We start from the raw sequence: 15,462 nt of genomic DNA on the forward strand, positions 1-15,462 counted from the left end.
CCAAATGAGAGGCGAAATCATGCCGGACCTGCTCTCCAACCTTTTCCCACAAGCTCTCGACGATGCCGCCGGCATGGCGGTGCTCAACCCCGCCAATGGGGATAGGGTGGCTTCGGTGCGGACCTATTCCGAGGCCGAGATAAGCGAGATCATCCGCAAGGCCGACAACGCACGGGCCGACTGGGCCGCGGCCACGGCAAAGCAGCGATCCGCCAAGCTGCGGACATGGTTCGACCTTATCATTCTCCATCGGGAAGACCTGGCGGCCATCTGCACGCGCGAAAGCGGCAAGCCCCTGGCCGAAGCGCGAACCGAGGTCGACTATGCCGCCAGCTTCGTCGAATGGTATTCGGAGGAGGCCAAGCGCGTTTACGGGGAAACGATACCCAGCTTTGCCGCGGGCAAGGGCATTGTCGTAAACAAGGAACCGGTCGGGACGTGCGCGGCGATCACTCCGTGGAACTTTCCCCTCGCCATGATCACCCGCAAGTCTGCTCCAGCGCTTGCGGCGGGATGCGCGATGGTGATCAAGCCGTCCGAAGAGACGCCCTTGTCCGCGCTCGCGCTCGAAGCACTGGCCGTGAAGGCGGGAATCCCGGCCGAAATCCTGAGGATCGTTCCGAGCGACAACGCGTCGATGGTCGGAAAGCTGTTCTGCACGCACCCTACCATTCGCAAGATCAGCTTCACGGGCTCCACCGCCATCGGCAAGCTGCTTCTCGAACAGGCGGGAAGCACCGTGAAGCGCGTCAGCATGGAATTGGGCGGCAATGCGCCCTTCATCGTGTTCGGGGATGCCGACATCGATGCCGCGGTGGAGGGTGCGATGATCGCCAAGTTCCGCAACGCCGGGCAGTCGTGCATCGGAGCCAACCGCATGCTGGTGCAGCGCGAGGTGCACGATCGCTTCGTGGAGAAATTCGTGACCCGCGTGAGCGCCCTCAAGGTTGCGAACGGTCTGGAGGATGGCGCGCAAATCGGCCCGCTGATTACCGAGAAGTCCTTCCGGAAGGTGGAATCGCTAACCGACCTGGCGCTCTCGCAAGGGGCCTCGCTCGCATGGGGCGGTGGGCATCACAATGCGGGCGCGCAATTCTACACGCCCACGGTCTTGACCGGCGTGTCGCCCGGCATGGACATCGCGCAGCAAGAAGTCTTCGGCCCGGTTGCCTCCGTGATGTCGTTCGACAAGGAGGAAGAGGCGCTGCGGATCGCGAACGATACGCGCTACGGCCTCGCGTCTTACTTCTACACGCGCGATCTGGGTCGCGCGGTCCGCGTGATGAACGGGCTGGAATACGGCATGGTGGCCGTGAATGAGGGCTTGCTTGGGACCGAAGTTGCGCCATTCGGCGGCATCAAGGAATCCGGTCTTGGTCGCGAAGGCTCGCACCATGGGATCGATGAATATCTCGAACTGAAATACGGATTGATCGGCGGGTTTGCGGCCTGAATTCGATCGGTCGAGGAGCCCCGATAAGCCGTCGGGCGATTGGCCTTACCGAACATTGGGATCGTCCTCGGGGATAATGCCCAGGGAAAATTCTGGTGGATCCGTCCTGCCCCTTCGTAGCGCTGGGAGCCCACCCAGGCGGTAGATTTCCCGTAGGTATTTTTCCCGATGGTGGGCCCTTTCAAAGAGGCCATAATGGGGTCTGTCGGGGCACCCGGGTCGCGCTAGGAAGTAAGGCGTTCTGACCGGGCGCCGGCAAGAGAAGAGCATGATTCCTGACAGTTTTTGTTTTCCGGCTGCGGGCGCCGATCCGCTCAAAATCAACGTCCCGCGAAGTCAGCCAACCTCAAGCGAGCCGAGGGGCACGAGGTTGAGCCGACCCTTTCTAAAACCATCAATCCCGGCCGCCTGCACGGTCGATCCCCGCGACAACGCAGGAGAAAGCTATGACGCGTCCTTCCCATGGTTCATTTCCCGGAACCGGACGGACTAGAAAGCCTACCGTAATCGGCCTGCTCGTCGGCGTCTCCGCCCTCGCGCTGGCGTCCCCAGCGTCAGCGCAATCACAGATACCGGCCGGCACCGATGTGGGGGCCTACCTCAACACCAATCTGGACGCGGGAAACACCGACTTCATTCTTGAAGGCGATTCCACCTGGAATACGGCTGTTACCCAGAACGCCGCGCACGCCGAACTGACGCTCGATGGCGCGGACTCGACGATCACGGTAACGGGGCTGGCCAACTCGATCCTCGTGCCGGTAGCCAGTGTTCCGTCGAACGCGACATTCTCGGACATCACCTTCCAGGGGACGACGGCCTATGACCTGCCGTTGTTCAGATATGCCGGAGCGAACTACACCGCGACGCTCAACCTGAACAACGCGGCCTTTCAGACCTTCGATGGAGGTTCAGGCGTCGAGGGGAGCGTCCTCTTCGTCAACGGTGCGACCTCGACGCTCAACGTCGTTGCCGGAACGGGAACGAATGGCGCCACATTCCGGAACAACGTCGGGCACGGCGACGCGGCGGGCGTCGCCGCCCTCTATCCCGGCACGATGAACATGTCCGGAGATTTCCTCTTCGAAAACAACGTGACCGACAATTATGGCGGCGCGATCAGCCTCTATCAGGCCGCGAACGTCATGACCTTCAGCGGCGGAACGGCGACCTTCAGGAACAATCGCGCCATCAACTACTTCGGCGGGGCGATAGACCTGTGGGGCGGCGATTCCCGGCTGAACTTTGACGGCCCCAGCGTCTTCAGCGGAAATCACGTCATCAGCGGCGCGACCGGAGCTGGGGAACCGCGCGGCGGCGCGATCAACATCGGATACCTCAGCCCCGGAAGCGGCGCCACGATCGTGCAGTTCAACGACCTTGCCACGTTCGACGGCAACTACGTCGTATCTACCGGTACGGGCGCAAGCGCGCGGGGCGGCGCCATCAGCGCCTTCGCCAACGGCTCCTCGTACGATTACCGGTACGTCTTCACCGCGCCTGTGATATTTGAGAACAACTACGCCGTTAAGGCGGGCACTGGCGCCGGAGGGGGTTACGGCGGCGCGATCTTCTACGATTCCGCAGCCGCTTCGATCAGCCTCAATTCCGGCACGCAATTCCTCAACAATTCCGCCTCGACCTTCGGCGGGGCGATCTATCTTCAGGCCGGCACGATCTCGTTGAGTGCTCAGACCGACGACATCCTCTTCCAGGGTAACCGGCAAGGCGTTTCGGTCAGCGGAAACCAGCCAGTCGCGGGAACCGGGACGCCAAATGCGGTCTACCTCGGCAGCTCCGGCACCTTCAATCTCGACGCGGCCACGGGCCAGACCATCCACTTCTACGATCCGATCGCTTCGCAAGCGGCCTCGACGGTCACGGTCAACAAAACGGGCGCCGGGGAGGTGATCTTTCACGGGGATGCCACCGGAGCGGGCAGTCTCTACAATTCAAATATCCAGGCCATCACCAATGTTTCGGGCGGTTACTTCACGCTGGCAAACGGAGTGTATTACGGCAGCACCGCAGCGGGACGTACGTTCACCGTCGGTGGCTCCGGCACGGTGCGCGGCGATACGGGCGCACAACTCTCCGCTTCCGCGCTGACCGCACAGGCGGGCGGCTTTATCGCGGGCAATGGCGGCACGTTCATCATCAATGCCCCAAGCATCACGATGCAGGCCGGGAGCGGTCTTTCCGGGCAAGGAACCCTGCAATCCCAAACGCCAGTCAATCTTACCGGTCCGATTCTGGCGGACATCGCGGGTTCCGATACGCTGACGCTCGATTGGACAATGATCGGTACCGGCGGCATCACAAAGAACGGGACCGGCACTCTGATACTGGCCGGTCCAAACGCGAATACCGGACCGACGGTTCTCAACGAAGGGACGCTGAGTGCAACGCATTACAGCGCCTATGGCAACAGTTCGTCGGTGACGCTTAACGGGGGCATCCTCGACGTCGTTACAGGCACGTTCCAGATTGCCAGCGAACTGTCGGGGGCTTCGGGAGCCCACATCGATATTGGTGACGCGGCAACACTAATCGCCGTTCAGTTTTCCCCGTTGACCTATCAAGGGACTATTGCGGGCGCGGGTACGCTAACCAAGAATGGTACCGCTGCGTTCACGTTGACGGGCCGCAGTCCTGACTTCGTCGGCTTTACCGAAATACTGGACGGACCGCTGATCCTGGCCACGGGCAACGCGCTTGGCACTAGCGTGGTGACGGTCAATCCCGTGGCGACGTTGCAGCTCGACTTCGCGAGTGACGAAACGGTTGCCAACCAGTTGCAAGGCGGCGGTACGCTGAGCAAGACCGGCGTCGGAACTGCGACGTTGACCCATGCCGCGTCGACGATCGGAGCCGTCAACGTTTCCGCCGGAACGCTCGATTTCGAACAAAACGGTGCGTTCCAGGCCGCCAGCCTCACGACCCAGGCCGGTGCGACCACGCACATCGGGCCCTCGTCGATGGTGGCGCTGACCGGCACCTTCACCCAAGCCGCGCCGAGCGCGACGCTCGATATCGACGTTGGCGCGTCGAACAGCCCGATGATTACCGCTGCGACTGCAGCTCTCGGAGGGAGCGAGTTGATCGTCTCCGGTTTTGCGCCTGCCCCAGGTGCATCGGCCAGTTCCTTGTCATCGACGCAGAGGACGATCATTCAAACAACCGGCGGCATCACCGGTGATTTCGCGGCGATCGATCTGTCTGGCGCAGCCAGTCCGGTCGACTATCTGCTGCTCACGGGAGGAACAACCACCGACAGTCTCAGCTACAATCTCGGCTATCGTCTGACATGGTTCGGGGGCGCGGTAGCGGGCGACGGCACATTCACGCTGGGTGCGGGCGATACGTTCAACGTCGATGTCCTGCTCAATAATCAAGCCGCATCGGCGACGGGGTGGAGCGGGACCACGCTCACCAAGGAGGGCGCGGGGACCCTGATCCTGTCCGCCGCAAACATTTACACCGGCGCGACTGTCATCAACGCGGGAACCCTGCAGACCAACGTCGTCAATTCCTTTGCGCAAAGCAACGCCGTCACGGTGGCAAGCGGCGCCACGCTGAACCTTAACGGCTTCAATCAAATCGTTAATGGTTTGTCGGGCGCAGGGACCATAACGCTGGGTTCTGCGACGCTCGGCCTCAACAACGCGTCGGGGCCTTCGACCTTCGCGGGCACGATTTCCGGGACCGGTTCCGTCGGCAAGCCTAGCGGCAATACGATGACGCTGACCGGAACCAATACTTACACTGGCGGGACGACGATCAGCAGCGGCACGCTGCAGTTGGGCAACGGCGGCACCACGGGCAGCATCGTGGGCGATGTGACCAATAACAGCATTCTGGCCTTCAACCGGTCGAACAGCTTGACGTTCGCCGGGACGATTTCGGGCAGCGGTTCATTGGTCCAGGCGGGTAGCGGCACTACGGTGCTGACGGGCGCAAACAGCTATGCAGGTCAGACGCAGGTGCTGGCTGGCAAGCTCTACGTCAACGGCGACCAATCGGCTGCGACCGGCCTCACCACCGTCAGTTCAGGTGCGGCCCTCGGCGGCATCGGAATCGTCGGCGGCGATGTGACCGTTGCCGACGGCGGGACCTTGTCTCCCGGCCAAAGCCCGGGCACCTTGACCATCAACGGCAATCTGTCGCTCTCCGATGGCTCGATCCTGGACTACGAATTCGGAGAGGCTGGCGTCGTCAGCGGCCCGGCCAACGACCTGATCGACGTTGGCGGCGACCTGGTTCTCGATGGCACGCTCAACGTCACGGTCGCCCAGGGCGGCAGCTTCGGTCCCGGACTTTACCGCGTGATCAACTATGCCGGCACGCTGACCGACAACGGGCTGACGATCGGTACGATTCCGTCGCCGGACTTCTTCCTCCAGACCTCCGTGTCGAACGAGATCAATCTGATCAACACGGCCGGTCTGGTGCTCGATGTCTGGGACGGTGGATCCGGCGGCCGCAATGACGGTGTCATCAGCGGAGGAGACGGGCTTTGGCAAAGCGGCGGGGGCAACGACAACTGGTCCGATGCGAGCGGCCTCATCAACGCGCCCTTCAATAACGATACTTTTGCCCTGTTCGAGGCCGCGCCCGGAACGGTCACGGTAGATAACAGCCTCGGCACCTTCTCAGCTTTGGGAATGCAGTTCGCGGTCGACGGCTATTCGCTGGTGGGCGATCCGCTTGAGCTCACCGGCCCACAATCCGAAATCCGGGTGGGCGACGGCAGCACTGACGGGGCCGCCTACACGGCAACGATCGCGTCCGATCTGACGGGCACCACCCAGCTCCTCAAGACCGATCTGGGCACACTGATCCTGTCGGGCGCGAACAGCTACACCGGGGGCACCGCGATTGACGGCGGGGTTCTGCAAATAGCGAGCAACGCCAGCCTTGGCACCGCGGGCGGCGGCCTTGGCCTGGATGACGGCACGTTGCGCACGACCGCCGATCTCACAGTGGCCCGCGCCACGACGCTAGGCGCCGAAGGTGGAACCTTCGAGACTTTGGCCGGCACGCAGCTCACCCTCGGCGGGACGATCGGGGGAGCTGGCAGCCTGACCAAGGCGGGTGGCGGCACGCTGGTCCTCACCGGTGCGAACACCTACACCGGGGGCACGACGATCGCGACGGGTGCGGTCCAGCTCGGCAATGGAGGGACCTCGGGCTCGATTGTGGGCAACGTGGTCAATGACGGCGCCTTGGTTTTCAATCGATCGAACGCGCTTACCCTTTCAGGCCTGGTTTCCGGTTCGGGCTCGGTGCTGCAGGTTGGAGCGGGCACGACTACCCTGAGCGGAAGCAACACTTACTCCGGGGGTACGCAGATAACGGCGGGCCGGTTGGCCGCTACTCAGGGTGGATCGCTGGGGATAGGGAGCATCCTGAACAGCGCGACACTGGAACTCGCCTTTGCCGCGGATTCGACATTGGCGAACAGTCTGAGCGGACCCGGAGAGTTGCTGAAGACCGGCGCGGGCAATGCGACGCTAACCGGAGGGGGCGCGGCCGACAGAGTCGATGTGCAGAACGGCACTTTGACCTTTGCCCAGCCGGGTGTGTTCACGGTCGACAGCACCTACACCACGCAGGACGGCGCCGTGACCGCGCTGACTGGCACGGCACGGCTTGGCGTAACCGGAGCGCTCGTCCAGGCTCCGAATGCCACCCTGAACATCGCGATCGGCACCGTTGAACCGATCATCACCGCGGCGACGGCAAATCTTGGCGGCACGCTTAACGTCACAGGATTTACGGTCGCCCCGCCCGCCGTGGCGAGTGCCCTCCCCGCGACTCGATTCACGGTCATCAGCACCTCGGGCGGGATCAGCGGCAACTTTTCCTCAGTGGGCTTTGGCGGGTCGTCGAGCCCGGTGGATTACTTGTCCCTGACCGGCGCCGTCAGCGCTTCGGGGTTCGATTACGACGTCGGCCTGGGCCTGACCTGGTTAGCCGGCCCCACTCAGGGCAATGGGACCTTCACTCTCGGCGCAGGCACCACGTTTACGGTCGACGTTCCGCTGAACGACCAGACGCCATCGGCAACCGGGTGGAACGGGACCGAGCTTACCAAGCAAGGCGCCGGGACGCTGATCCTCTCGATGGCCAACGGTTATACTGGCGGCACGGCGATCGATGGCGGGGTTGTGCAAGTATCGAGCAACGCCAACCTCGGCGCAGCAGCGGGCGGCCTGAGCTTCAACGGTGGCACGCTGCGCACGACGTCCAGCTTCGCGACCGCTCGATCGACCACCCTGGGCACGGGCGGTGGAACCCTTGATACCTTGGTGGCCACTGCGCTCACGCACAGCGGGACGATCGCTGGCTCTGGCGTGCTGACCAAGGCGGGTGGAGGCACGCTGGTTCTGACGGGCACGAACTCCTACACCGGTGGGACAACGATCGCCGCGGGGACCTTGCAACTGGGCGCGGGCGGCACCACCGGCTCGATCACCGGCGATGTCGCGAACAACGGTACGTTCGTGCTCAATCTGTCGAATACCCTCACTTTTACCGGGGCGATCTCGGGCAGTGGCGCCGTCGTGCAGTCGGGGCTCGGGACCACGTTCCTGAAAGGGAGCAACAGCTATTCCGGCGGCACGACCGTATCCGCCGGCACGTTGATTGCAACCAACGGCAGTGCGTTGGGCACAGGCCAAGTACTCAACAACAGCACGCTTGAGCTGAACTTCGCCGCCAACGGCACTTTGGCGAACACCCTGACCGGTACCGGACAACTGGTGAAGAGCGGGTTCGGCAACGCGACGTTGACCGGCGGCGGCAGCGCCGGCGGTCTTGTCGCAAAAGAAGGTTTTCTGACCCTTGCTCCCGCGACAACGCTGGATGTTGGCACGAGCTATATCGGGCGCGACCCTGGCGACAGCAGCGTCGTCGTCGTCAACGGAGCGGGCTCGAACCTCGACTACTCCACAAGCGGCGCTCAACTCTACATCGGTGCGTCGGGCGCAGGAGCCTTGCAGATCAACAATGGCGGTCTCGTGACCGGCGGTTCCGGGATCATAGGGCAAAATGCCGGCATTAGCGGCAGCGTATTTGTGATCGGCACAGGATCGAGCTGGACCATTACGGACCCGGGAAGCGCGATAACCTTGGGCGATCTTGGAGACGGCAGTCTTATGGTTGCCAATGGCGGCGCGGTCGACACCGCTGCGTTGAGAGTCGCCACCGGCAGCGCGACTGCAACGGGCGAACTCATTATCGGCTCGCATGAAGGCTCTTCGGCGCTCGCGCCCGGCACGATCTCCACCAACCTCATCGCGTTCGGCGCGGGCCAGGGATCGATCCTGTTCAATCATACGGCGCAAGATTACGTGTTCGATGCCACCATCAACGGCGGGGCGGACAACGCGCTGGGATCGGGGACCGGCCTGGTCGGCACCGGTCTGCTCGACGCGATTGGCGGACGCACCCTTTTCAACGCAGATCACCGGGATTTCACAGGAACGCTGCGGGCGCGCGGCGCGGGCACTCTCCAAGTCAACGGAGACATGTCGGGTGCCGAAGTTGAGATAGCTGCGGGCGGACGGCTCGAGGGTGTTGGCACAGTGGGTAATGTCACCAGCACCGGTGGCACCCTTGCGCCGGGCAACAGCCCCGGCGCGCTCACCATCAACGGCGATCTGACGCTGGACGCGGCCTCGACGCTCGAGTTTGAATTTGGGCAGGCCAATGTGGCGGGCGGACCGCTGAACGACGTGATCAATGTCTCGGGCGATCTCGTCCTTGATGGAACGCTCGATGTGACGGTGTCCGCAGGCGGCAATTTCGCGCCGGGGCTTTACCGGATCGTCAACTACGGCGGCACGCTGGCCGACAACGGATTGTTGCTGGGAACGACGCCCGGCCCCTCCCTGCTGATCCAGACGGCGGTGACTGGTCAGGTCAACCTGGTCAACACGGCAGGGCTGGCTCTCGACTTCTGGGACGGAGCCACCGGCGCCCCGAACGATGGCATCATCACCGGCGGTGACGGATTTTGGCAATCGAGCGTGGGCAACCAGTTCTGGACCGAAGAGACGGGCACGATCAACGCAACTTTCGCCGACGGAGCCTTTGCCCTTTTCACCGCCGCGCCGGGCACGGTGACAGTGGACAACAGCTTGGGCACAGTCACCGCTGCAGGCATGCAGTTCACCGTCGACGGATACTTGATCGAAGGTAATCCGCTAGCGCTGGTGGGTCCGCAATCTACCATCCGCGTGGGTGACGGGTCAGCCGCCGGAGCCGGCTTCACGGCCACGATCATGGCCAATCTTACCGGCGCCACGCAGTTGCTCAAGACCGACCTCGGAACGCTCGTCCTAGACGGGGCGAACACCTACACCGGCGGCACCGCCATCACTAACGGCACGCTGCAAATTTCGAGCGACAGCAATCTTGGCGCCGCCGCGGGAGCCTTGAGCCTTGATGGCGGAACGCTGCGCACGACGGATAGCTTTGTTACCGCAAGGGCCATCACGCTCGGTGACTTGGGCGGTGAGATCGACACCGCGATCGACACCTCGCTGTTCCTTGACGGCGCGATAACCGGGACCGGGGCGCTCGAGCTTAGCGGCGCCGGGACCACGGTGCTGAATGGCGCGAACACCTATAGCGGAGGCACGACGAACGGGGCGACAAGCACCCTGATCGCCACGAGCGACACAGCCTTGGGTTCTGGCGCAGTCTCGAACGACGGGAGCATCGAGTTCGCCTTCAACTCCGATGTGACGCTGGCGAACAGTTTCAGCGGATCCGGGCTGCTATTGAAGATCGGACTCGGCGACGTCACGCTCACCGGCGGCAGCGAGACTGGCGATGTCGACGCGCAAGTCGGAACGCTCGCCTTTGCGCAACCCGGGGTATTCACCGTCAGCAATACCTACGTCACGCGAAATGGCGCAACCACGGTGCTGAGCGGCACTGCGCAACTCGCGGTGGGAGGGAGCTTTACCCAGGAAGCCGGATCGACGCTCAATGTGGCAGTGGGTCCGGTCGAGCCCGCGATCACGGCGTCCTCGGCCAGCCTTGGCGGAACGCTCAATGTCACGGGCTTCACAGGAACGCCGCCTGCTTCGGCCAGTGCCCTGCCCGCAAGCCGGTTCACCGTGATCGAAACGACCGGCGGGATCACCGGCGACTTTGCCTCGATCGGCTTCGGCGGCGCCGCGAGCCCAGTCGATTACCTGACGCTCGTTGGCGCGATCAGCCCATCGGGCCTCAACTACGACATCGGGTTTGGACTGGCCTGGTTTGCCGGCCCCATCGAAGGCAACGGTACATTCACGCTCGCGGCGGGGCAAACCTTCGATGTCGACGTCGCCCTCACCGATCAAGTGGCCTCGGCCACAGGCTGGAACGGGACCGCGCTGACCAAGCAAGGAGCAGGCACGCTGCTCCTGTCGGCAGCCAACAGCTATACCGGGGGGACTGTCATCAACGGCGGCGTGGTGGAGATCGGGGCCGACAGCGGCCTCGGCGCCGCCGGGACCGACCTGACGCTTGATGGCGGGACCTTGCGCACGACGGCTGACATCGCGATGGCGCGCGACACGCTTGTCGGCCCCGCCGGCGGGACGTTCGAGGTTGCTGCGGGCACATTGACCCAGGGCAATGCTATCAGCGGCGCCGGTGCGTTGACCAAATCCGGCGCGGGGACGCTGATCCTCGCGGCCGACAACAGTTACGGCGGCGGCACCACGATCGCGGCGGGCGCGCTTCAGGTCGGCCAGGGTGGAACCACCGGCTCGATCAGCGGCAACGTGGTGACCAATGGAGCGATCGTATTCAACCGTTCGGACGCGGTGACCTTTGGCGGGGTGATATCGGGCTCGGGCTCCTTGTCCCAGGCCGGCGCCGGCACGCTGACTCTGACAGCCAACAACAGCTTCGGCGGAGGGACGACGATCACCGCCGGAACGCTCCAATTGGGGAGCGGCGGGACAAGCGGTTCGATCACGGGCAATGTGGCCAACAACGGCTCGCTGGTGTTCGACCGGTCGGACACTCTGACCTTTGCGGGCGTGATCTCCGGCACGGGTTCGGTGCGGCAGGCGGGCGGCGGCACCACAGTGCTGAGCGGCGCCAACAGCTATGGTGGCCCCACCATGGTGACGGCGGGTGCGCTCTATGTGAACGGCGACCAGTCGGCGGCGACGGGTCCGACCAGCACGCTGAGCGGCACAACGCTCGGCGGGATCGGCACGATCGGCGGCGACGTTGTGATCGCCGACGGCGCAACCCTGTCGCCAGGCGATGTCGGCGCGGCCCCGGGCACGCTGACCGTGAGTGGCGATCTCTCGCTCGGCAACGGGTCCCTGCTCGCCTACAGCTTTGGCGAAGCCGGAGTTATCAATGGCCCGATCAACGATCTGACAGAGGTCGGCGGCGATCTGGTTCTAGACGGCACGCTTAACGTGACGGTGTCGCCGGGCGGAACGTTTGGCCCCGGAATCTACCGCGTGATCAACTACGCGGGCGCACTGACCAACAACGGGTTGGTGCTGGGGTCGATCCCCTCGCCCGACTTCTTCGTCCAGACTTCGGTCATTCACGAGGTCAACCTGATCAACACCGCGGGTCTCGCGCTCGATTTCTGGGATGGCGATGCGGGTCCGAAGAACAACGGTGCGGTCAATGGCGGCGACGGCGTGTGGCAGAACGCGCAGGGCCACGACAACTGGACCACGGCCGACGGCCTGGTGAACGCGCCCTTTATCGATGCCTCATTCGCGATCTTCGAGGCGGCTCCGGGCGTGGTGACCGTCGATGGGAGCCTCGGCGCGATCAATGTCGCGGGGATGCAGTTCGCAAGTGACGGCTACGTGATTACCGGCGATGCGATCCAACTGGTCGGAAGCCCGGCAACCCCCGCCGAGACGCATGTCCGCGTCGGCGACGGGACGACCGGTGGTGCCGGTTATGTCGCCACGATCGAGGCGGCGCTGGCCGGGCCTTCCGGCCTGGTCAAGGAAGACCTCGGCACGTTGATCCTTTCGGGCCCGAACACTTATGCCGGACCCACGCGGGCAGCAGGCGGCACACTGCTGGTCAACGGCGACCAGACGGGTGCCACAGGGCTCACGAGCGTCGAAGCCGGCGCGACTTTGGGCGGGAGCGGCATCATCGGCGGCGATGTGACGGTGGCCGATGATGGGATCCTGGCACCGGGCGACAGCCCGGGAACGCTGACGATCAACGGCAACCTCGCTCTGAGTGGCGGTGCGGTGTTGCATTACGAGTTCGGCGAGGCGGGCGTTGTCGGCGGCAGCCTCAACGATCTGACCGTGGTGGGGGGCGACCTCGTGCTCGACGGCACCCTCAATGTCGCGGTGTCTGCGGGCGGCACGTTCGCGACCGGGATCTATCGGGTGTTCGATTATGCCGGCGCGCTAACCGACAACGGCCTGGAGCTGGGCACGGTCCCGGTCACGGGCCTCTATGTGCAGACTTCGATCGCGAACCAGGTCAACCTGGTCAATGACGCCGGGCTTACGCTCAACTATTGGGACGGCGCGGCCGGGCCGAAGAACAACAACGTCGTGAACGGCGGCACGGGCCTGTGGCAGTCGAGCGCGGGCAACGACAACTGGACCGACGCCACCGGAGCGTTGAACGCGCCTTTCAGCGACGGCAGCTTCGCGATCTTCATGGGCGCGCCGGGCACGGTCAGCGTGGACAACAGTCTGGGTACTGTCACCGCCTCGGGGATGCAGTTCCTGGTCGATGGCTATGTGATCGACGGTGACGCGCTGACGCTCGCAGGACCGCTCTCCGAGCTTCGGGTTGGTGACGGCACGGCGGCAGGCGCCGGTTACACCGCCACCATCGCCGCCGGGCTCACCGGCGCGAGTGAGCTGGTCAAGAGCGATCTCGGAACGCTGATTCTGACCGGCGCCAATGACTATGCGGGCGGCACCCTGATCTCGGCGGGTACGCTGCAGCTGGGCGCAGGCGGGACTTCCGGCACCATCCTGGGCGATGTGGCGAACAACGGCACGCTGGTATTCGACCGTTCGGACACGGCCACCTTTGCCGGGAAAATCAGCGGTTCGGGAGCGGTAACGCAGGCCGGCTCGGGAACCACAGTGCTGAGTGGAGCCAACGACTACACCGGGGCGACCCTGATCGCCGCGGGCACCCTCCAAGCCGGCGTGGCGGGCAGCCTGAGCGCGGCCTCGGCGCACACCGTGGCGTCGGGAGCGTCGCTCACTCTCGGTGGGTTCAACCAAAGCGTCGGCGCGCTGGCCAATGCCGGGACTGTTACCTTTGTCGCGGACGCGACGAGTGCGCCGGGCACGGTGCTGACTGTGCTGGGCAACTATGTCGGGCAAGGCGGCACGCTGGTCTTCAACACCGCGCTCGAAGGCGACGGGTCGGCAACCGATCTGCTACGGATCGGCGGCAACAGCGCGGGCTCGAGCGTGGTGCAAGTGGTCAACGCGGGCGGTGGCGGAGCGCGCACCGATGACGGCATCCGGCTGATCGACGTTACCGGCACCTCCGACGGTGTGTTCGAACTGGACGGCGACTTCGTGACCACTACCGGCCAGCAGGCCGTGGTAGCGGGCGCCTACGCCTATACGCTGAACCAGGGCGGCAAGGCTGACCCGGCCGACGGCGACTGGTACCTCCGCTCGGAGCTGACCGCGCCCATTGGCGAGGGGCCGACACCGGTACCGTTGTTCAATCCGGGCACGCCGCTTTACGAAAACTATGCCCAGACCCTGCTAACGATGAACGCCCTGCCCACCTTGCGGCAGCGGGTGGGTTACCGGTCCTTCGCCGGTAGAGACGCCCTCGCGCTTGAGGGCATCGAGGTGTGGAGCCGGGTGGATGCGCGCTTAGGCCGGTCCGATCCGCACCTGTCGACCGCGCTGACCGAACGCAGCGACGATCTCTACACCTTCAACGTGGGCGCCGAGATGGCGCTGAGCGAGCGGGCCGATGGCTCGACGTTGGTGGGCGGGCTGACCGCGCGCTATGGCAGCGGCCGGTCGGACGTGCACTCAATTGAGGGCAACGGCCGGATCGAGACCGATGGGCTCGGCCTCGGTGCAACGCTGACCTGGTACGGCGCCAACGGTGTCTATGCCGACGCTCAGGCGCATTACGACTGGTACGACAGCGACCTCGCCTCGAACACCGTGGGCAAATCCATGGTCGAGGGCAACAGCGGCCACGGCTATGGCCTCTCGCTCGAGGGCGGGTGGCAGACCGATATCGGCGGCGGGTTCAAGCTGACCCCGCAAGTGCAGCTCAGCTACTCGAACGTGAGCTTTTCCGCCTTCGACGATACCTTCGACGCCCACGTCTCCGATGGAAAGGGAGAAAGCCTGCGCGGCCGGCTCGGCTTCGCTCTCGACCGCGAGACCCGCGCCACCGACGCAAACGGCCGGCGGACCAGCTCGCATCTCTATGTCGTCCCCAACCTCTACTACGAGCTCCTCGAGGGGGCCCAGGCAACCGTCTCGGACGCCAACGGCGCCAACCCCTTGCTGTTCGCCAATCGCGATGACCGCCTGTGGGCCGGCCTCGGCATCGGGGGCACCAACAGCTGGAACGACGACAGGATCTCGCTCTTCGCCGAAGCCAACCTCGACACCAGCCTCGATAACCCCATCGACAGCTACCAACTCAGCGGCCGCGTAGGCCTGAGGGTCAAGTGGTGACACGAACGGGGCTGAAGGCAACAGAGCGCCACTAGGGACCGAGGAGGGAGAGCTCCCTCCCCGTCCCACCAATTCCCCTCCCGCACGCGGGAGGGGAATACCCTTACCCAAAGGTGCAGACCAAGCCACCGCGCGTCCGCAGAAGAGCCGGATCGCCGGAGGACTCGACCAGGGGCGGAATTCGCCCTCGAGGCCCCCCCCACACGGGGGAGTCAATGGCCGAAGCTAAATACGGGAACTTACGTAATGACCCAACCGCTAGGAAGTGGCATCCTAGCGTAAGGATAGGTTATATGTAATGTAATTTACAAATGA

Annotated in this window: 2 protein-coding genes; both read left to right on the forward strand. The window is 64.2% G+C overall.

Annotated elements, in window-relative coordinates; translation table 11 throughout:
• Positions 1-4: 4 nt before the first annotated feature.
• A complete protein-coding gene (locus KK137_RS09235) occupies positions 5-1,453 on the forward strand; it encodes an NAD-dependent succinate-semialdehyde dehydrogenase (RefSeq protein ID WP_250893807.1) in 1,449 nt (482 codons plus the stop codon).
• Positions 1,454-1,899: 446 nt separating this feature from the next.
• Positions 1,900-15,147: an autotransporter-associated beta strand repeat-containing protein gene (locus KK137_RS09240; protein ID WP_214536157.1), complete on the forward strand. Its 13,248-nt coding sequence runs from the start codon at positions 1,900-1,902 to the stop codon at positions 15,145-15,147.
• Positions 15,148-15,462 lie beyond the last annotated feature (315 nt).

Origin of the sequence: Croceibacterium selenioxidans (genome assembly GCF_018599195.1) — a bacterium.
GTDB classification, from domain to species: Bacteria; Pseudomonadota; Alphaproteobacteria; order Sphingomonadales; family Sphingomonadaceae; genus Croceibacterium_A; species Croceibacterium_A selenioxidans.